General features: G+C 68.9%; 19 protein-coding genes. 3 read left to right on the top strand and 16 right to left on the bottom strand.

Translation table 11 applies throughout. The annotated features are described in order from the left end of the window. Window position 1: 1 nt before the first annotated feature. The 6 genes from IAE60_RS10670 to rlmD form a co-directional block, all read right to left on the bottom strand. The gene (locus IAE60_RS10670) at window positions 2-571 is read right to left on the bottom strand and encodes a hypoxanthine-guanine phosphoribosyltransferase (protein ID WP_187572223.1); all 570 of its coding nucleotides are present in this window, start codon (window positions 569-571) and stop codon (window positions 2-4) included. Continuing rightward, a complete protein-coding gene (nagZ, locus tag IAE60_RS10665; RefSeq protein WP_187572222.1) occupies window positions 571-1,578 on the bottom strand; it encodes a beta-N-acetylhexosaminidase in 1,008 nt (335 codons plus the stop codon). The genes IAE60_RS10670 and nagZ overlap by 1 nt, the downstream gene beginning before the upstream one ends. A gap of 109 nt (window positions 1,579-1,687) precedes the next feature. After that, entirely contained in the window at window positions 1,688-3,253 is a 1,566-nt protein-coding gene (locus IAE60_RS10660; RefSeq protein ID WP_187572221.1) for a cryptochrome/photolyase family protein, read from the bottom strand. Continuing rightward, window positions 3,250-3,393 (bottom strand): DUF2256 domain-containing protein, encoded by a 144-nt coding sequence (locus tag IAE60_RS10655; protein WP_187572220.1) that lies wholly within the window; start codon window positions 3,391-3,393, stop codon window positions 3,250-3,252. The genes IAE60_RS10660 and IAE60_RS10655 overlap by 4 nt, the downstream gene beginning before the upstream one ends. A 72-nt stretch (window positions 3,394-3,465) precedes the next feature. Next, window positions 3,466-3,957 carry a CYTH domain-containing protein gene (locus tag IAE60_RS10650; protein ID WP_187572219.1) on the bottom strand — a complete coding sequence of 164 codons (492 nt, stop codon included), beginning with the start codon at window positions 3,955-3,957 and terminating at the stop codon, window positions 3,466-3,468. Then, the gene (rlmD, locus tag IAE60_RS10645; protein ID WP_187572218.1) at window positions 3,957-5,300 is read right to left on the bottom strand and encodes a 23S rRNA (uracil(1939)-C(5))-methyltransferase RlmD; all 1,344 of its coding nucleotides are present in this window, start codon (window positions 5,298-5,300) and stop codon (window positions 3,957-3,959) included. Before rlmD ends, IAE60_RS10650 begins: the two co-directional genes overlap by 1 nt. Window positions 5,301-5,400: 100 nt before the next feature. On the opposite strand from rlmD, the gene IAE60_RS10640 reads away from it, so the two are divergent. Beyond that, entirely contained in the window at window positions 5,401-6,099 is a 699-nt protein-coding gene (locus tag IAE60_RS10640; RefSeq protein WP_187572217.1) for a response regulator, read from the top strand. A 3-nt stretch (window positions 6,100-6,102) separates the two neighbouring features. On the opposite strand, the gene recO is transcribed toward IAE60_RS10640, so the two are convergent. From recO to rpoE, 9 genes are all read right to left on the bottom strand, one after another. Then, complete coding sequence (gene recO / locus IAE60_RS10635; protein ID WP_187572216.1) at window positions 6,103-6,846, bottom strand: DNA repair protein RecO; 744 nt, start codon at window positions 6,844-6,846, stop codon at window positions 6,103-6,105. A gap of 15 nt (window positions 6,847-6,861) precedes the next feature. Next, the gene (gene era / locus IAE60_RS10630) at window positions 6,862-7,800 is read right to left on the bottom strand and encodes a GTPase Era (protein WP_187572215.1); all 939 of its coding nucleotides are present in this window, start codon (window positions 7,798-7,800) and stop codon (window positions 6,862-6,864) included. Window positions 7,801-7,810: 10 nt separating this feature from the next. Then, entirely contained in the window at window positions 7,811-8,473 is a 663-nt protein-coding gene (gene rnc / locus IAE60_RS10625; protein WP_187572214.1) for a ribonuclease III, read from the bottom strand. Between the two features lie 4 nt (window positions 8,474-8,477). Further along, complete coding sequence (locus IAE60_RS10620) at window positions 8,478-8,855, bottom strand: DUF4845 domain-containing protein (protein WP_187572213.1); 378 nt, start codon at window positions 8,853-8,855, stop codon at window positions 8,478-8,480. A gap of 39 nt (window positions 8,856-8,894) precedes the next feature. After that, window positions 8,895-9,695 (bottom strand): signal peptidase I, encoded by an 801-nt coding sequence (gene lepB / locus IAE60_RS10615; RefSeq protein WP_187572212.1) that lies wholly within the window; start codon window positions 9,693-9,695, stop codon window positions 8,895-8,897. 75 nt (window positions 9,696-9,770) lie between these two features. Then, a complete protein-coding gene (gene lepA / locus IAE60_RS10610; RefSeq protein ID WP_238394956.1) occupies window positions 9,771-11,579 on the bottom strand; it encodes a translation elongation factor 4 in 1,809 nt (602 codons plus the stop codon). A gap of 146 nt (window positions 11,580-11,725) precedes the next feature. Continuing rightward, window positions 11,726-13,231, bottom strand: a complete 1,506-nt coding sequence (locus tag IAE60_RS10605; protein WP_185895790.1) for a DegQ family serine endoprotease — start codon at window positions 13,229-13,231, stop codon at window positions 11,726-11,728. 72 nt (window positions 13,232-13,303) lie between these two features. Beyond that, window positions 13,304-14,221: a sigma-E factor negative regulatory protein gene (locus IAE60_RS10600; protein WP_187572211.1), complete on the bottom strand. Its 918-nt coding sequence runs from the start codon at window positions 14,219-14,221 to the stop codon at window positions 13,304-13,306. Further along, window positions 14,218-14,838 carry an RNA polymerase sigma factor RpoE gene (rpoE, locus tag IAE60_RS10595; RefSeq protein WP_162110200.1) on the bottom strand — a complete coding sequence of 207 codons (621 nt, stop codon included), beginning with the start codon at window positions 14,836-14,838 and terminating at the stop codon, window positions 14,218-14,220. The genes IAE60_RS10600 and rpoE overlap by 4 nt, the downstream gene beginning before the upstream one ends. 239 nt (window positions 14,839-15,077) lie before the next feature. On the opposite strand from rpoE, the gene IAE60_RS10590 reads away from it, so the two are divergent. Then, complete coding sequence (locus IAE60_RS10590; RefSeq protein WP_187572210.1) at window positions 15,078-17,141, top strand: 3-hydroxyacyl-CoA dehydrogenase NAD-binding domain-containing protein; 2,064 nt, start codon at window positions 15,078-15,080, stop codon at window positions 17,139-17,141. A 15-nt stretch (window positions 17,142-17,156) separates the two neighbouring features. Further along, window positions 17,157-17,555, top strand: coding sequence for a hypothetical protein (locus IAE60_RS10585; RefSeq protein ID WP_187572209.1), 399 nt, complete (start codon window positions 17,157-17,159; stop codon window positions 17,553-17,555). A gap of 18 nt (window positions 17,556-17,573) precedes the next feature. On the opposite strand, the gene IAE60_RS10580 is transcribed toward IAE60_RS10585, so the two are convergent. Continuing rightward, entirely contained in the window at window positions 17,574-18,101 is a 528-nt protein-coding gene (locus IAE60_RS10580; RefSeq protein ID WP_162110203.1) for a GNAT family N-acetyltransferase, read from the bottom strand. Between the last annotated feature and the right edge of the window lie 12 nt (window positions 18,102-18,113).

Below are 18,113 nucleotides of genomic sequence, written 5' to 3'. Positions count from 1 at the left end.
CTCAGTCCTTCAGCGCGTAGATGCCCGGCAGGTTGCGTCCCTGCTCGTGGTAGTCCATGCCGAAACCGAACACATAGCGGTCGGGGACCTGCATGCCCACGTAATCGGCACTGATGCCCTCCACGCAGCGGTCGTGCTGCTTGGTGGTCAGCGCAGCGATCCGCACGTCGGTGGCGCCCTGCTCCAGGCACCACTGCTTCACCGCCAGCAGCGTATGGCCTTCATCCAGGATGTCGTCCACCAGCAGCACGCGGCGGCCGTACAGCGCGGTCGCCGGTCGGTGCTTCCACACCAGTTCGCCGCCGGTGGTCTCGCCGCGGTAACGGGTGGCGTGCAGGTAGTCGAACTCCAGGTCCAGGCCGCGCGCGCCCAGTTCCAGCGCCAGCTGGCCGGCGAACGGCAGCGCACCGTGCATGATGGTCAGGTAGACCGGCACCTCACCGGCGTAGTCGCGCGCGATGGGCGCGGCCATCTGCGCGATGGTACGGTCGATCGTCGCGCGATCGACCATCAGGTCGGCGTTGGCCAGCGCATCGGCCAGCTTCGGCCGCGGATTGCCCAGCGATTCCATCAAGCCACTCCTTTCAGACTTTCGATCACGCGCGACTGCGTCTGGCCGTAGCGCGCATCCGCGATCAACCCATCCCATCCCAGCGCGCCCCGTCCCAGCACGCCCAGCACGGCGGCCGTGTTCAACGCGCGGCCTTCCACCGCCTTCAGCGATTCCTCGACCAGCTTGGGCGAGCAGACCAGCACCACATCACAGCCCGCATCCAGATGGTCGTGGATGCGCTGCTTCACGCCACCGGCGGAGAACGCCGCGGCCATGCCGATGTCGTCGGAGAACACCACGCCGCGGAAACCCATTTCCTCGCGCAGGATCTTCTGGATCCAGAACGGCGAATAGCCGGCCGGCTCCGGGGCGATGGCGGGGTATTTCACGTGCCCCATCATCACGGCGTCGGCCTTGGCCTCGATGCCCGCCACGAACGGCACCAGGTCCTCGGCACGCAACACGTCGAGCGGGCGCGGATCGACGGCATCGTCGAAATGGGTGTCTTCCAGCACGGTGCCGTGGCCGGGGAAATGCTTCAGCGTCGCCGCCATGCCGGCGCTGTGCATGCCGCGCACGTAGGCGCGCGTGAAGTCAGCGACCACGTGCGGATCGGCGTCGAACGCACGGTTACCGATCGCGCGGTTACCGCGGGCCAGGTCCACGACCGGGGCGAAGCTCAGGTCCACGCCGCTGGCGATGATCTCGCTGGCCATCAGCCAGGCGTGCTCTTCGGCACGCTGCAGGGCCAGCGTCGGATCCTGCGCATACAGCTTGCCGAAGCTCTCCAGGGCGGGCAGATCGCTGTAGCCGTCGCGGAAGCGCTGCACGCGCCCGCCTTCCTGGTCCACGCAGACCAGCTGCGGGCGCGGCGCGGCAGCGCGGATGGCCTGCGACAGCTCGGCCACCTGGCTACGCGAGGCGAAGTTGCGGGTGAACAGGATGACGCCGGCCACAGCGTCGTGCTGCAGCCAGTCGCGCTCCTGCGCGGTGAGTTCGGTGCCGGCGATGCCGATGACGAGCATTGCGGGGAAAGCCTCGAAGCGGCGCCAAGGGGCGCGGAGCCGGCATTGTCGCAGAAGCCCGCGCAGCCGTCAGATGCGGGCGTTCACGCGCCAGCGCCGGCGTGCGGCCTCACAGGTCTTCCAGCATGCCGCGGACCTGCCGAGCCTGCGCCGACAGCGCCTCGCGCGCGGCGCCGTCCATCCGCGCCAGCTGGCGGTAGGCCAGCGCCATGCGGGGATTGCTTTGCAGGACGACCCGGTGCCGGTCCAGGAAGTCCCAGTACAGGGCATTGAACGGACAGGCGCGCGCGCCCGTGCGCTGCCGGCGGTCGTAAGGACAACCGTTGCAGTAGTCGCTCATGCGATGCAGATAGGCGCTGCCACTGACGTAGGGCTTGCTGGCCAGCCGTCCGCCATCGGCGAACTGGCTCATTCCCAGCGTGTTGGGCAGCTCGACCCACTCGAACGCATCGATGTACACGCCCAGGTACCAGCGATGCAGCGCCTGCGGATCCAGGCCGGCCAGCAGCGAGAAATTGCCGATCACCATCAGGCGCTGGATGTGGTGCGCATGCGCCTGCGCCAACGACTGTCCGATGGCATCGGCCAGGCAGCGCATGCGCACGCGGCCGGTCCAGAACCAGTCCGGCAAGGGCGTGTCGTGGCCGAAGTGATTGAGCGCCACGTAGCCGGGCATCTGCGCCCAGTACACGCCGCGGACGTATTCGCGCCACCCCAGGATCTGGCGGATGAAGCCCTCCACCGCGGGCAGTGGCGCATGTCCCGCACGCCATGCCGCCTCGGCGCGCGCGATCACCTCGGCCGGATGCAGCATCTTGGTGTTCAGGGCGAACGAGAGCAGCGAATGGAACAGGCGCGGCGCCTGGGTGCTCATCGCATCCTGGTACTGGCCGAACCAGGGCAATGCCTGTTCGACGAAGGCGTCCAGATCGGCCAGCGCCTCGTCGCGGTCCAGCGGCCAGCGCAGCGCATCGGCCTGCGGAGCGCCGAAGCTGGCCACGCCCGCGCCTTCGATGGTGCGCCACAGGGCGCGGTGATCGTGTGGCCTGCGCCAGTCCGCGGGCGCAGGCGGCGTGCCGGGCCAAGCCGCACGGTTGTCCTGGTCGAAGTTCCAGCGTCCGCCGGCCGGCGTCCCGTCGGGTTCCAGCAACACGCCCAGCCGGCGTCGCATGTGGCGGTAGAAGGTTTCCATGCGCCATTGCCGGCGTGCACCGAACAGCCGACCCGCCTCGTCGCGCGCGGCAAGGAAGTGCGCGTCCGCCGCGCGTTCCACCGCGATGGGAAGCGTGACCGTCCAGTCGCGCAATTGCGTGTCCAGTCGCCACTCGTCGGCGGGCTGGTAGGCGAACGTCGAGGCGCCGTGGAGCGTGAGCAGCGCGTCCAGGTTCTCCGTCAGCCGTTGGCGGTTGCTGGGGTCGTCGATGGCGACATAGCGGACCCGGTGACCCTGCGCGCGCAGGCGGGCGGCGAAGGCACGCATGGCCGCGAAGATCGCCAGGATCTTCTGTGCGTGGTGCAGCACGTAGTCGGTTTCCTGCCGCATCTCCATCATCACGTGCAGGACGCCGGGATCCACCCGAGCGAACCAGGGATGCTGCGGGTCCAGCTGGTCGCCGAGGATCAGGCGGAGCGTATGGGCGGGCGGCGCGCTCCGCCCGTGTTCCGAGGGCGTCACTTCCGCTGGCTCCGCTGCCGTCGGCAGCGTTCCGAACAATGCGCCACCTCATCCCAGATATCGCGCCACTTGCGGCGCCAGGTGAACGGGCGACCGCAGGTGCGGCAGGGCTTGCTGGGCAGGTCGGACTTGCGGCGCATGGCGGGTGTGGCAGCGGTTTACCGCCTCCTACGCACCACCCTCCCGCACGGATGCGCCCGTGCGATACGCGATCACCTGGCCCAGCGCGTGTACGGATGGCTGGCCAGCGCCAGGTTGTAGTAGCGCGGATCGTCGGTCACTTCGCTTCCCAGCCAGTCCGGCCGCTCGAATGCCGCGTCGGCATGGTCCAGTTCGATCTCGGCGACCACCAGGCCGGTGTTGTCGCCCAGGAACTCATCCACTTCCCACAGGTGGCCGCCGTGCCGGACCAGATGCCGCCGCTTGTCCACCAACCCACCCACGCACAGCGCCAGCAACGCGCGCGCATCGTCCACCGGAATGCGGTAGTCGAATTCCTGGCGGGTGTGGCCCAGCTCGCGCGACTTCAGGTTGAGGAATGCTTCGTCGCCCTGGATGCGTATCCGCACCGAGGCCTTCTGCTCGCCGCGGTCCATCGCGCCCATGTCGTTGATGTACCCCTGCGCCATGGGCACGACCGCGTGCGCGGCCGCGCGCCAGCCGTCGCCGGCAACCAGGAACTTGCGCTCGATTTCGATGCCCATCAGCGCCTCTCGAACAGGGCAATGGACTCCACGTGCGCCGTATGCGGGAACATGTCCATCACGCCCGCCGACACCAGCACGTATCCCTGCTCGTTGACCAGGTAGCCGGCATCGCGCGCCAGCGAGCCGGGGTGGCAGCTGACGTACACGATGCGGTCGAACTGTTTCAGCGGCAGCTGCTGCAGCACTTCGATGGCGCCCGAGCGCGGCGGATCCAGCAGCAGCTTGTCGAAGCCCTGACGCATCCACGCCGTGCCGCGCTGGTCCTGGGTCAGGTCCGCGGCATGGAACTGCGCGTTCGACAGGCCGTTGCGCTGCGCGTTCTCGCGGGCGCGCGCCACCAGCCCGGCCTCGCCCTCCACGCCGACCACCTCGCCCACCAGGCGCGCCATCGGCAGGGTGAAGTTGCCCAGGCCGCAGAACAGGTCCAGCACACGGTCTTGTGGTTGCGGATCGAGCAGCTCGAACGTGCGCGCGATCATCTTCTCGTTGAGCGCGGCGTTGACCTGGATGAAATCCAGCGGCCGGAACGCCAGCGACACGTCCCAGGGCGCCAGTGCGAACGCCAGTTGCGGTGCATCGGGCCACAGCGCGTGGACGCTTTCCACGCCACCCGGCTGCAGGAAAATGGCGAAAGCGCTGGCCTGGCCGAATGCGGCCAGCCTGGCGCGGTCACCGTCGCTCAGCGGCTGCAGGTGGCGGAACACCAGCGCGACGCCGCTGAAATCTTCGCCCGCGTCGCCGGCGATGAATTCGATCTGCGGGATGTGCTCGCGCGCGTCCAGGCTTTCGACCAGGGCGGCCAGCTGCGCCACCTTGCCGCCGATCTCCGGAATGACCGTGTGGCATTCGGACAGGTCGGCGACGAAGCGCGGGTCCTGTTCACGGAAACCGACTAGGGTCCTGTCCTTCTTGTTGACCCGGCGCACCGAGAAACGCCCCTTCCGACGATAGCCCCAGCTGGCGCCGGTCAGCGGCGGCAGCACGGACGTCGGCGACACATGGCCGATGCGCTCCAGGTTCTCCATCAGCACGCGCTGCTTGGCTTCGATCTGCCGCGTCTCGTCCATGTGCTGCAGGACGCAACCGCCGCAGGTGCCGAAATGCGGGCAGCGCGGCGCGACGCGGTCGGGCGAGGCCTCCAGCACGTCCAGCGTCCTGGCCTCGTCGAAGTGGCGGTTCTTCGCGGTCTGCTCGGCCATCACGCGCTCGCCCGGCAGCGCCCCCGACACGAACACCGCCTTGCCATCGCGGCGGGCGACGCCGCGGCCGTCGTGGGTCAGGTCGGTGATGATGGCTTCGAAGGGGGTCTTGTCGATGCGGGGGGAACGGGTGCGTGCCACGTGGCGTCAGGCTGCGTGAGTCGGAAGGGGCCGTATTGTCGCATGGCGGCCGAATGGCACTCCGAGGCTAGAATGGCCCCGATCCGCAGGAAGCCCCGCCATGAACTCCGCTCCCGGCACGATGCCCTCGATCCTGTTGGTGGAAGACGATCGCATCAGTGCGGCCTTCCTGTCGGCCGCGCTGGCGACACTGCCGGCACGGGTGCATGTCGCGGAGGACTGCGCACAGGCGCTGGCGGCGAGCGGACCGTTCGACGCCTGGCTGATCGACGCCAACCTGCCGGATGGCAGCGGCACCTGGCTGCTGCAGCACCTGCGTGAGACCGGTGCGGCCGCCAGCGCACTGGCGCACACCGCCGACGCCACGGCGGCCACGCGCGACGCGCTACTGCGGGCGGGCTTCGCCGAAGTCCTGGTCAAACCGCTGTCGACACAGGCGCTGGTTGATGCGCTGCGCGCTGCCCTGCGTGGCGGGAGTGACGAGCCCCACGACGCTGCCGACTGGGATGATCGTGCGGCGCTGACGGCGCTGGCCGGCAACGCGGAGCACGTGACGAGCGTGCGGCAGCTGTTCCTGTCCGAACTGCCCACCACCCGCAGCGCCTGCCTGGCGGCCTTCGACCGCAGCGACCCTGCCGCGCTGCGCGCCCAGTTGCATCGGCTGCAGGCCAGCTGCGGTTTCGCGGGTGCAACCGCGTTGGCGGCGATCGCCTCGCGCTGGCACGCCGCGCCGGCGGATCGGGACCTTCGCGCGGCCTTCGCTGCGGCCTGCGCACGCCTGCTCGCGCCCGCGTCCTGAGCCCTACCGGGCCGACGGGCCCGCGCGCTTCAGCCGGCCCAGGTCGCCGATCATTTCCCACGACTTCAGCCCGCGCGGGCCCAGGTGGTGCGCCAGCACGGACCGCAGCGGCAGGCGCAGGCTGGCCAGGTCGTCCGCCGACGGCCGCACATCACGGGCCAGCGCGAGCAACGCCCGACCGGTCGCGGCCCGACTCCGCTCGTCGTGCCCGCGGTCGCTGAGCAGGCGGCGCGGCCCCTGCTCGGGATCGAGCCGGTAACGTGCCGCAGGATCGATGGGATCGCCCTCGGCGTCCTCGTCAAGCGCAAAGCCCACGCCCAGCGCCTCCAGCAGGTCGCGCTCGAAGCGTCGCAGGGTCCACGCCAGGCCTTCGCGCTGCCGCAGGCCCTCGCGCGCGTCCGCATAGGCTTCGAACAGGGCGGGAAGCGGGTCGTGCCGTGGCGCCAGGCGCAGCACCAGTTCGTTGAGGTAGAACGCCGCCAGCATCGCGTCCCCGGCCGGCTGTGGCGCTGCGTCCAGCGCCTCGGCGGCGACCAGCCGGCCCAGCTCGCCACGCAGATCGATGTCCAGCCGGATGCACTGCAGGGGCTGCAGCGCGGCACGCAGCACATGCCGCTTCGGGCCCTGCACCCCGCGTGCGACCAGACCGATGCGCCCGTGGTCGTTGCCCAGCACTTCGACCAGCAGGCTGGTCTCGCGCCAGGGGCGCGTGTGCAGGACGAAGGCGGTCTCGCCCGTGATGCGCATCAGGGGTGCGACACCTTATTCGTAGCCGAAGGCCTTCAACGCGGTTTCGTCGTCCGACCAGCCTTCGCGCACGCGCACCCAGGTCTCCAGGAAGACCTTGCGGCCGAACAGGTGTTCCATCTGCTGGCGCGCCTTGCTGCCGATGTCCTTCAGGCGTGCGCCGCCCTTGCCGATCACGATGGCCTTCTGGCTCTCGCGCTCCACCCAGATCACCGCACCGATACGGGCCAGTTCGCCCTTGGGCGATTCCTCGGTGGTGAAGTGCTCGATCTCGACCGTGGTGGCGTACGGCAGTTCCGCACCGAGCTGGCGCATCAGCTGCTCGCGCACCAATTCGGCGGCGAGGAAGCGCTCGCTGCGGTCGGTGATTTCGTCCTCGCCGAACGCTGGCGGCGCTTCCGGCAACAGGCCCAGCACATCCTTCACCAGGGCCTCCAGGCCATTGCGCTTGAGCGCCGATACCGGATGCACGGCGGCGAATTCGCGTTCCTGGCCCACCTGGGCCAGGAACGGCAGCAGCGCGGCCTTGTCCTTCAGCCGGTCGACCTTGTTGACCACCAGCACCACCGGGATGCCGGCGTCGCGCAGCACGTTGTAGGCCAGGGTGTCTTCTTCGTCCCAGCGGCCGGCTTCGACCACCATCAGCGCGGCATCGACCTCTTCCAGCGCACCGCGCGCGGCCCGGTTCATCACCCGGCTCATGGCCGATGCCGAGAACTTGCCCTGCTGCTTGTGCAGGCCGGGGGTGTCGACCAGCACGATCTGCCCCGCCGGCCGGTCCTTGCCGGCGGCGAACGTGGCGATGCCGAGCAGGCGGTGCCGGGTGGTCTGCGGCCGGTTGGAAGTGATGCTGACCTTGGCGCCCACCAGGGCGTTGGTCAGGGTGGACTTGCCCACGTTGGGGCGACCGATCACGGCAACGCTGCCGCTGCGGTGGGAAGGGGAATCGCTCACCGGAGGGTACTCATCTGGAAATGTCGAGCTTCTCGAGCAGCGCCGCGGCGGCGGCCTGTTCGGCGTTGCGACGGGAAGTGCCTTCACCGTCCGCCGTCAGCGGGGGGTCCAGCGTAGTGCACCGGGCGAGGAACTGCTTGGCGTGGTCGTCGCCGCTTTCCAGCACCAGTTCGTAGACGGGCAAAGGACGCTGGCGTCCCTGCAGCCATTCCTGCAGCCGGGTCTTGGCGTCCTTTTCGGGCCGTCCGACCGGCAGCGCCGCCAGCGCGGTCTCGAACCACGGCAGCACCACGGCCCGGCAGGCCTCATAGCCGCTGTCCAGGTAGATGGCCGCGACCACCGCTTCCAGCGCATCGGCCAGGATGGAATCGCGGCGATGGCCACCGGATTTCATTTCGCCCGGACCCATCGTCAGGCGCTCGCCCAACTGCAGCGTGCGCGCGATGGTGGCCAACGACGCCTCGCGGACCAGTTCGGCCCGTGCCCGGGTCAGGGCACCTTCGTCCGCCTTGGGCCAGCGCTGGAACAGCGCCTCGGCGATCAGCAGATTGACCACGCCGTCGCCCAGGAACTCCAGCCGCTCGTTGTGCGGCGCACCCGCGCTGCGATGCGTCAGGGCCTGCGCAAGCAAGCCCTGGTCGACGAAGGCATGGCCGATGCGGTCAACCGCCAACTCCTTATTCCGGCGCGCGCCGCGTCAGCGGCTCGGACGCGTCGAACTTGCCGATCACGTCCAGGTTGCCCACCAGCGGACGACGCACTTCGTAGCTGACGCTCATCTTCCAGCCACCGTCCATGCGCTCGATCTTCACGTGGGAAGGCTTCACGCTCTCGGAATAGTTGATGTACAGCCGGCGGAAGAACAGGTCCTGGATCTTGGCCGGGTCCATGTCGGACACGCCGGGTTCGGCCGCCACGCCCTTGAGCGAGGATTTGACCGCGTAGAACTCCTGGTACATCGGGAACAGCCGCATGGCGATGAAGGCGGCAAAGCCCACCACCACCAGTACCAGCAGGAATCCCAACAACGTCATGCCACTCTGGTTTCGCTTCATCGTGCTTCCCCCGTGCTTGCCCCGTGGATGTTGGACCGCTTACTCGATGCCGTTGCCGATGCGCGAGGCATCGAAGCCATTCTTGCAGAACCAGCCCTGGCAGTTCAGCCAGACCAGGAACGCCTTGCCGCGCAGGTTCTGCTCCGGCAGGAAATGGTAGTCCCAGAAACGGCCGTCCAGGCTGTTGTCGCGGTTGTCGCCCATCACGAAATAGTGGCCCGGCGGGACCACCCAGTCCCCCTCGCCGCCTCCCGGCGGGGGCAAGCCCACGCTTTCCAGGATGGTGTGCGGCCGACCGGGCAGGTCCTCGCGCAGCAGGGTGGCGCCGAACGCCTCGGCCCGCCCGTCGGCGCCGCCGTACTCGCCCAGGGTCTCGTACTTCAGCGGCTGGCCGTTCAGGTAGACGGTGTCGCCATGGAAGCCCACCTTGTCGCCGGGCAGGCCGATCACCCGCTTGATCCAGTTGTTCTCGGGGTCGTGCGGCGGCTTGAACACCACCACGTCGCCGCGCGCCGGTTCGCCGATGGCCACGAACTTCTGGTTGGTGATCGGCAGGCGCAGGCCGTAGGAGAACTTGTTGACCAGGATGAAGTCGCCGATCAGCAGGTTGGGCATCATCGAGCTGGACGGGATCTTGTACGGCTCGGCGATGAAGCTGCGCAGCACCAGGACCACCGCCAGCACCGGGAAGAAGGCGCGCGAGTAGTCGACCAGCACCGGTTCCTCGTCCAGCAGCCCGCCCTTGGCCTTGCGGCGCTTGGCGAAGAACAGGGCATCCAGCAGCCACACCGCGCCGCTGCCCAGCGTGGCCACCACCAGCAACGTTTCGAACCAGGTCATCAAACTCATCGAGCGTCCTTTGGATTGCACGTGCCGGCCGGCGACGGCGCTGCCGCCGCCGGTCCCTGCACCGGATTACTTGCTGTCCACCTGCAGCACCGCCAGGAAGGCTTCCTGCGGAATCTCCACGCGGCCCACCTGCTTCATCCGCTTCTTGCCCTCTTTCTGCTTCTCGAGGAGCTTCTTCTTGCGGGTGATGTCGCCACCATAGCATTTGGCCAGCACGTTCTTGCGCATGGCCTTGACCGTGCTGCGCGCGATGATCTGCGAGCCCACGGCGGCCTGGATGGCCACGTCGAACATCTGCCGCGGGATCAGGTCCTTCATCTTCTCGCACAGCTCGCGGCCGCGCCGGTCGGCGTGGCTGCGGTGCACGATCAGGCTGAGCGCATCGACCTTGTCGCCGTTGATCAGCGTGTCCAGGCGCACGAACGGGCCGGGCTGGAAGCGCAGGAACGAATAGTCCAGCGACGCGTAGCCGCGGCTGACCGACTTCAGCTTGTCGAAGAAGTCCAGCACCACCTCGGCCATCGGCAGCTCGTAACTGATCTGCACCTGGCTGGCCAGGTACTGGATGCCGATCTGCACGCCGCGCTTTTCCTCGCAAAGCTTGATGATGGCGCCGATGTAGGTCTCGGGCGTCAGGATGTTCGCGCGGATGATGGGCTCTCGCACCTCGTCGATCAGGTTGGACTGCGGCAGTTTGGCCGGGTTGTCCAGCGAAAGTACCGTGCCATCGGTCTTGAGGACTTCATACACGACGGTAGGCGCAGTGGTGATCAGGTCCAGGTCGTACTCGCGCTCCAGACGCTCCTGCACGATCTCCATGTGCAGCATGCCGAGGAAGCCGCAGCGGAAGCCGAAGCCCATGGCCTCCGAACTTTCCGGTTCGAACCGCAGCGCGGCGTCGTTCAGGCGCAGCTTCTCCAGTGCCTCGCGCAGGGCCGGGTAGTCCTCGGCGTTGACCGGGAACAGGCCGGCGAACACGCGCGGCTGCATTTCCTGGAAGCCGGGCAGCGGGCCCGGCGCCGGATCGCCGGCCAGGGTCAGGGTGTCGCCCACCGGGGCGCCGTGCACGTCCTTGATCGAGGCGGTGATCCAGCCCACCTCGCCCGCGCCGAGCTTCTTCAGCTCCTTGCGCTTGGGGGTGAACACGCCGACCTTGTCCACCTCGTGGGTGCGGCCGGTGGACATCACCAGGATCTTGCTCTTCGGGCCGATCTCGCCCTGCATCACACGCACCAGCGAGACCACGCCCAGGTAGTTGTCGAACCAGGAGTCGATGATCAGCGCCTGCAGCTTGTCGGTGTCGCGCGGCGTCGGCGGCGGGATGCGCTGGACGATGGCTTCCAGCACCAGGTCGACATTGAGGCCCGTCTTGGCGCTGACGGCGACGGCGTCGTCGGCGTCGATGCCGATGACGGCCTCGATCTCGGCCTTGGCGCGCTCGATGTCGGCCGTCGGCAGGTCGATCTTGTTGAGCACCGGCACCACTTCCAGGCCCTGCTCCACCGCGGTGTAGCAGTTGGCGACGGACTGCGCTTCCACGCCCTGGGCGGCGTCCACCACCAGCAGCGCGCCTTCGCAGGCGGCCAGCGAGCGGCTGACTTCGTAGCTGAAGTCGACGTGGCCGGGGGTGTCGATGAAGTTGAGCTGGTAGACCTGTCCGTCCTTGGCCTTGTACGGCAGGGACACGGACTGGGCCTTGATGGTGATGCCGCGCTCGCGCTCGATGGGATTGGAGTCGAGCACCTGCGCTTCCATCTCGCGGGCCTCGAGGCCGCCACAGAGCTGGATGATGCGGTCGGCCAGGGTCGACTTGCCGTGGTCAACGTGCGCGATGATGGAGAAGTTGCGGATATTCCGCATGGAATCAGAAGACATGGGGGCGGCGGCCTGTGCCGTCGTCAGGAGAACGCGACATTATCGCACGGCCGGGCCGCGGCCTGTCTCACCCGTGGATGGGATGGGCCCGGGCCCCAACGGCATTGCCCCGCTGGCGCGGGGCAATGCGCGGATGTCGGGGCGGGTCAGTCCTTTTCGACCGTCACCGCCACGAAGCGGGTCACGCCGCGGCTGCGCACCAGCAGCATGACGGTGTCGCCGGGCTTGGCGGCCGCCAGTTCGCGGTCCAGTGCCGCCGGGCTGTTCACCTTGTTCCGACCCACCTGCAGGATGACCATGCCGGGCGACAGGCCGGCCTCGCGCGCGGCGGCGCTTTCCACCCGGCTGACCAGCACGCCGTCGCCGGACTCCAGGCCCAGGCGCTTGCGGCTGTCGGCGTCCAGCGGCTGCGTCTGGATGCCCAGCACGTTGCGGCCGGCGGGCGCGGCGGGGGTATCGGGTGCGGCCGGCAGGGCGCGCGCAGCGGTCTCGCCTTCGTCCAGTTCGCTCAGGGTGACGGCGACATCGCGCGACTTCCCGTCCCGCAGCAGACCCAAGGTCACCTTGGTGCCGGGCGCCATCGCGCCGATGACGGGCGGAAGTTCGCTTGAATCGTTGATCGGCCGGCCGTTCACGGACCGGATGACATCGCCCGGGCCAATGCCGGCCTTCTCCGCCGGACTGCCGCTGACCACGTCGTTGACCAGCGCGCCGCGGTTGTCGGGAAGGCCGAAGCCCTTCACCGCGTCCGACGTGACCGCGCCCACCTGCACACCCAGCTGGCCACGGCTCACGCGACCGGTGGACTTGAGTTGCTCCACCGCGCCCATCGCCAGATCGATCGGGATAGCGAAGCTGATGCCCATGTACCCGCCGGAGACCGAGAAGATCTGTGAGTTGATGCCGACCACCTCACCGCGCGTATTGAGTAGCGGACCGCCCGAATTGCCCTGATTGATCGCCACGTCGGTCTGGATGAAGGGCACGTAGCGCTGCTCGGGCGATGCACTACGCCCCACGGCACTCACGATGCCCGCGGTCACCGAATGGTCCAGTCCCAGCGGCGAGCCGATGGCGACGACCCACTGGCCGGGCTTGAGCGCGGCGGAATTGCCGATGCGCACCGTCGGCAGGCCCTTGGCCTCGACCTTCAGCAGGGCCACGTCGTACTGCTGGTCGCTGCCGACCACCTTGGCCGTCAGCTCGCGGCGGTCGGGCAGCGTCACCTTCACTTCGTCGGCACCGTCGACCACATGATGGTTGGTCAGCACGTAGCCATCGGCGGAGATGATGAAGCCCGAGCCCATCGAGGTGCCGCGTCGCTGGGGCCCCTGCTGGCCCGGGCCGGGCATCTGGAAGCCGGGCGGCAGCATGCGCCGGAAGATCTCGGGGATGTCCGCTTCCTCCTCGCTGGCCTGCGCGCTGCGGCGCGACCCGACGGTGGCCTCCACGTTCACCACGCCCGGCCCGACCTGTTCCACCAGTTGGGTGAAGTCCGGCAGACCGGTCACCAGCTGCGGGGCGGCCGATTGCGCCACCGCGGGCGCGGAGGCGGCCACGGGGGCAGGCGCCTCGGCCTGCTGCGCGCAGGCGGCCAGTGGCGTGGTCAGCATCAACACGGCCAGCAGGCCGTTACGGGCGTGAGGAGTCATCGAATGCATGCCTCGATAGAAAGGGGAAACAGGGTTCAGAGGGCACCCGGCGTGCGACCGGGTGCCGGAAGGTCATTCGCGCGGCGCGTCGGCGGGTACCGCCACCGACGGGGCGGAGTGGGGACGCGGTTCGAACGGATAGAACGTCCGCGCTGCCGTCTCCGCGCTGTACCCGGTGGTCAGCGCACCCGTGGCCGACGGATAGCCCGACAGGGCGGAGCGCGGCCAGGGACGCGAGGCGACGACGGCGTCCTGCGCGCGATGCGAGAACGGATCGCTGGCCGCTGGCAGCGCGGTTGCGGCCGACAGCGCCGCCATCGCGTCCAGCGGCGCGCGCTGTGCGCTGACGTTGCCGGTCGCGCGCACCGGCGCATCGGCACGTGCCACGCGCTGGGCGTTGCGCGCCGCCTGCTGGCTGCGCGTCGCACTGCGGCGCGTGGCGTCCTGGCGCCGCGGCACCGTGGCGGCCACGGCGACGGCCGCCGCCGCGTAGGCTTCGGCATCGGGAGCGGGATCGGCCGGCGATGCCGGCGCCGTCGCCGGTGTGGTGGTCTGGGTGGAAGCGACCTGGGCGCCATCGCCGACCGGCACGTCCTGCGGGGACTGCTGGCGGGCCATGAACAGGGCGACCAGCGCCACCGAAGCCGCCAGCGCCCCCCCGCCCCAGCGGGCCAGCAGGTTGCGCGGACGCGCGGCCGGAGCCGACGGTGCGGCCTGCGCTGCATTGGATGCGGCCGCGTCGCCGGCGATCGCCAGCGCCACGCGCTCGGCGAATCCGGCCGGTGCCGGCGCCTGGGCGCGGCCACGCAGCGCGTCGCCGCACAGCTGCCAGCGCTCCCAGCAGCCGGCCAGGTCGCGGTCGTGCTGGAGGCGGCGCAGCAGGAAGCGGGCTTCGTCGGCCAGCAACTCGCCGTCCATCAGGGCGGACAGCTGCTGGCGATGATGGATGTCGAGCTTGTCGATGGTGGGTGTCTCGTTGCGGGCAGTCATGAGCGGGCACGCTCCCGGGTTGCACTGTCGGTGTCGAGCAGGGGACGCAGTTGTTCGTCGATGGCCTCGCGCGCCCGGAAGATGCGCGAGCGCACCGTGCCGATCGGGCAATCCATCTTCTGCGCGATCTCCTCGTAGCTGAGGCCTTCCACCTCGCGCAGGGTGATCGCGGTGCGCAGTTCTTCCGGCAGCCCGTCCACCGCCTTCATCACCGTGGCCTCCATCTCCTGGCGCATCAGTTCGCGCTCGGGGGTGTCGGTGTCGCGCAGCCGGGCGCCGATGTCGTACTGCTCGGCGTCGGCGGCATCCACGTCCGCCGTCGGAGGACGTCGGTTGTGCGCGACCAGGTGGTTCTTGGCGGTGTTCACGGCGATACGGTGCAGCCACGTATAGAACTGGGAATCGCCCCGGAAATTGCCCAGCGCGCGGTAAGCGCGCAGGAACGTCTCCTGGGCCACGTCCTGGCACTCGCTCCAGTCATGGATGTAACGCCCGATCAGCGCCACCACGCGATGCTGGTACTTGCGCACCAGCAGGTCGAAGGCCGCGCTGTCGCCGCGTTGCACGCGCCTGACCAGCTCGAGGTCCAGCTCCTGGGTTGGATCTGTTTCGGCCATGCCGGGCCGCACTCCTGTCGGCTCGGCGGTGGCCGTGCCCTGTGACCGCGCTAGCGGAGGAAAGTTCAACGCCTTGTCCAAACCGTTGCCCTATCAAGAATTTAACCGGAGCAGCGGGAACATCCCCCTGCCGCCGGTCACGCCCGTGGCGACGTTCTCGTTGATATGTGGATTTGACGGGGATGAAACAACCTCGGGATGATAGCGGCCTTATCCATACGTGAACGGATGGTCCCTGCATGGCCGCGAACTTCGATGGGCTGCGATTCAGTCACTGGCAGACGGAGCTGCGCGCCGACGGCATCGTCGTGCTGGCTTTCGACCGCCACGGCGCCAGCGTCAATGCGTTCTCGCAGGATGTGCTGATCGAACTGGCCGACATCCTGGAACGCCTGACCATCGATCCGCCCAAGGGCGTGGTGCTGCGCTCGGCCAAGGCCAGCGGCTTCATCGCCGGCGCGGATCTGAAGGAATTCCAGGAGTTCGACCGCAAGGGCACCGTCAACGATGCGATCCGCCGCGGCCAGGCCGTGTTCCAGAAACTGGCCGAGCTGCCCTGCCCCACCGTGGCCGCGATCCACGGCTTCTGCATGGGAGGCGGCACCGAGATCTCGCTGGCCTGCGACTACCGCGTGGCCAGCAGCGATCCGTCCACCCGCATCGGCCTGCCCGAAGTGAAGCTGGGCATCTTCCCCGGCTGGGGTGGCAGCGCCCGCCTGCCGCGCCTGGTGGGCGCACCGAAGGCGATGGACATGATGCTCACCGGCCGCACGCTGTCGGCGAGTTCGGCCAAGGCCATGGGCCTGATCGACAGGATTGCCGAGCCGGCGGTGCTGGTGGACGCCGCGGTCGCGCTGATCGGCTCGCGCCCACAGCGCCCGTTCAAGCAGCGTTTCACCGGCTGGATCAGCAACAGCTGGCTGGCGCGCCAACTGCTGGCGCCTCAGATGACCAAGCAGGTCGCGCGCAAGGCGCCGAAGGCGCATTACCCGGCGCCGTACGCGCTGATCAACGTGTGGAAGACCGCCGGTGGCAAGGGCATCCAGGCGCGCCTGGATGCCGAGCGCAGGGCGGTGGTGAAACTGGCGGGCACGCCGACCGCGCGCAACCTGATCCGCATCTTCTTCCTGACCGAACGCTTGAAGGGCCTTGGCGGGAAAGACCACGGCATCGCGAACGTGCACGTCGTCGGCGCCGGCGTGATGGGTGGCGACATCGCGGCGTGGTCCGCCTACAAGGGCTTCAACGTCACCCTGCAGGACCGTGAGCAGCGCTTCATCGATGGCGCGCTCTCGCGTGCGCAGGAATTGTTCGCCAAGAAGGTGAAGGACGAGAGCAAGCGCCCCGCCGTGGCCGCGCGCCTGAAGGGCGACCTGGCCGGCGACGGTGTGCCGCAGGCCGACCTCGTGATCGAGGCGATCATCGAGAACCCCGAGGCCAAGCGCGATCTCTACCAGACCGTCGAGCCGCGCCTGAAGGCCGATGCGCTGCTGACCACCAACACCTCGTCGATCCCGCTGACCGAACTGCGCGAACACATCCAGCGTCCGGCGCAGTTCGCCGGCCTGCACTACTTCAATCCGGTGGCGCTGATGCCGCTGGTGGAAATCGTCCAGCACGACGCGCTCGACGAAGCCAACGTCAGGCGCCTGGCCGCATTCTGCAAGGCGCTGGACAAGTTCCCGGTGCCGGTCGCCGGCACGCCGGGCTTCCTGGTCAACCGCGTGCTGTTCCCGTACATGCTGGAAGCCGCCACCGCCTACGCCGAAGGCATTCCCGGTCCGGTCATCGACAAGGCCGCGGTGAAGTTCGGCATGCCAATGGGCCCGATCGAACTGATCGACACCGTCGGCCTGGACGTGGCGCAGGGCGTGGGCGCGGAATTGTCGCCCTTCCTCGGCCTGCAACTGCCCGCGGCGCTGGCGACGGTGGAGCCCGGCAAGCGCGGCAAGAAGGACGGCCAGGGCCTGTACAGGTGGGAGAACGGCAAAGCCGTGAAACCGCCGGTCCCGCAGGACTACAAGACGCCGGACGACCTGGAAGACCGCCTGATCCTGCCGCTGCTCAACGAGGCCGTCGCCTGCCTGCACGACGGCGTGGTCGCCGACAGCGACCTGCTCGATGCCGGCGTGATCTTCGGCACCGGCTTCGCCCCGTTCCGCGGCGGCCCGATCGAGCATGTGAAGGCGGTGGGGCCCGACGCGCTGCTGGAAAAGCTCAAGGCGCTGCAGGCCCGCCACGGCGACCGTTTCGCGCCGCGCCCGGGCTGGGACAATCCGGCGCTGCGCACGGCCACGGTCTGACCGGAGGCGAGCACCATGGCCTTCGCCGACGTGCTGCTGGCCCTGGCGCTCTGGGCGGCGCCCGCCGCGGCCGCGCCGGATGCCGCCGTGCTGTCCGGCGTGCTGGAGGTCCATGAGCGTGCGGGCGGCTGCGGCGGCGAGGCCGACACCGGCCTACGCACGCATGTGGAAGGCTCGCGCACGACCTTCGAGCAGGACATCTGGTTGTCCTCGCGCGAGTCCCTCGACCCGATCAACGTCCTCCAGGTCGCGCGCGAGGGCACCACGCTCAGTGCGACGGTGAACGTACACGTTGCGGAAACCGAACCCGGCCGCCCCGTTCCCGCCTGCATCCGCCCGGTCAACCTGCGCCTGCACATCGAAGGCCTGCCGCCCGGCGACTACACCCTGCAGCTCAGGCGCGCGGAGTCCTGACGACCACCGCGCGGCGGCTCAGCCCTCCGGCAGCACCTGCGCCATCACCCAGTCTTCCTTCGGGTCGTCGCCCACGTGGAAGATCGACCGGCCGACGATCTGGAAGCCGTGCTTGCGCCAGAAGCGGATCGCCTGCGACGACTCCTGCCACACCGTCAGCCACACCGAGCGCGAGCCGCGCAGGCGTGCGGCGGCCAGCAGGTGCGAGACCAGCACCGCCGCGATGCCACGACCATGGAAGGCTTCGTCCAGATAGATGCGCGCCAGTTCCACCGTGGGTTGCAGGCCCACGTCGGTCGGCGGCAGCGTGCCCCAGCGCAGTTGCGCGAAGCCCGCCCACACACCGTCCTGCTCCACGATCAACGTGAGCGTGTCCGGGTCGCGGATCTCCTGCGCCTGTCGCTCGGGCGTATAGGCCTGCGCAACGAACGCCGCGACGTTCTCGGGTGTGCTGCAATGGCCGTTGGCGGCCAGGAAGGTTCGCCGCATCATCGCGGACAGTTCAGCGGCTTCGGACAGCCGCGCGGGTCGGATTTCGGTTTTCATGCACCGTGCATG

Origin of the sequence: Pseudoxanthomonas mexicana (assembly GCF_014397415.1) — a bacterium.
Taxonomy (GTDB): Bacteria; Pseudomonadota; Gammaproteobacteria; order Xanthomonadales; family Xanthomonadaceae; genus Pseudoxanthomonas_A; species Pseudoxanthomonas_A mexicana.
Note: the sequence above shows the minus strand (reverse complement) of the source record. Positions and strands in the feature narration are given on the sequence as shown.

Excerpts from the sequence above, each read along its gene's own strand:
- IAE60_RS10590 (WP_187572210.1), top strand. The coding sequence starts at position 15,078 with ATGGCCGCGAACTTCGATGGGCTGCGATTCAGTCACTGGCAGACGGAG.
- IAE60_RS10670 (WP_187572223.1), bottom strand. The coding sequence starts at position 571 with ATGGAATCGCTGGGCAATCCGCGGCCGAAGCTGGCCGATGCGCTGGCC.
- IAE60_RS10620 (WP_187572213.1), bottom strand. The coding sequence starts at position 8,855 with ATGAAGCGAAACCAGAGTGGCATGACGTTGTTGGGATTCCTGCTGGTA.
- IAE60_RS10650 (WP_187572219.1), bottom strand. The coding sequence starts at position 3,957 with ATGGGCATCGAAATCGAGCGCAAGTTCCTGGTTGCCGGCGACGGCTGG.
- IAE60_RS10585 (WP_187572209.1), top strand. The coding sequence starts at position 17,157 with ATGGCCTTCGCCGACGTGCTGCTGGCCCTGGCGCTCTGGGCGGCGCCC.
- IAE60_RS10605 (WP_185895790.1), bottom strand. The coding sequence starts at position 13,231 with ATGACTCCTCACGCCCGTAACGGCCTGCTGGCCGTGTTGATGCTGACC.
- nagZ (WP_187572222.1), bottom strand. The coding sequence starts at position 1,578 with ATGCTCGTCATCGGCATCGCCGGCACCGAACTCACCGCGCAGGAGCGC.
- lepB (WP_187572212.1), bottom strand. The coding sequence starts at position 9,695 with ATGACCTGGTTCGAAACGTTGCTGGTGGTGGCCACGCTGGGCAGCGGC.
- IAE60_RS10600 (WP_187572211.1), bottom strand. The coding sequence starts at position 14,221 with ATGACTGCCCGCAACGAGACACCCACCATCGACAAGCTCGACATCCAT.
- recO (WP_187572216.1), bottom strand. The coding sequence starts at position 6,846 with ATGCGCATCACGGGCGAGACCGCCTTCGTCCTGCACACGCGCCCCTGG.
- IAE60_RS10640 (WP_187572217.1), top strand. The coding sequence starts at position 5,401 with ATGAACTCCGCTCCCGGCACGATGCCCTCGATCCTGTTGGTGGAAGAC.
- rpoE (WP_162110200.1), bottom strand. The coding sequence starts at position 14,838 with ATGGCCGAAACAGATCCAACCCAGGAGCTGGACCTCGAGCTGGTCAGG.
- IAE60_RS10580 (WP_162110203.1), bottom strand. The coding sequence starts at position 18,101 with ATGAAAACCGAAATCCGACCCGCGCGGCTGTCCGAAGCCGCTGAACTG.
- IAE60_RS10655 (WP_187572220.1), bottom strand. The coding sequence starts at position 3,393 with ATGCGCCGCAAGTCCGACCTGCCCAGCAAGCCCTGCCGCACCTGCGGT.
- lepA (WP_238394956.1), bottom strand. The coding sequence starts at position 11,579 with ATGTCTTCTGATTCCATGCGGAATATCCGCAACTTCTCCATCATCGCG.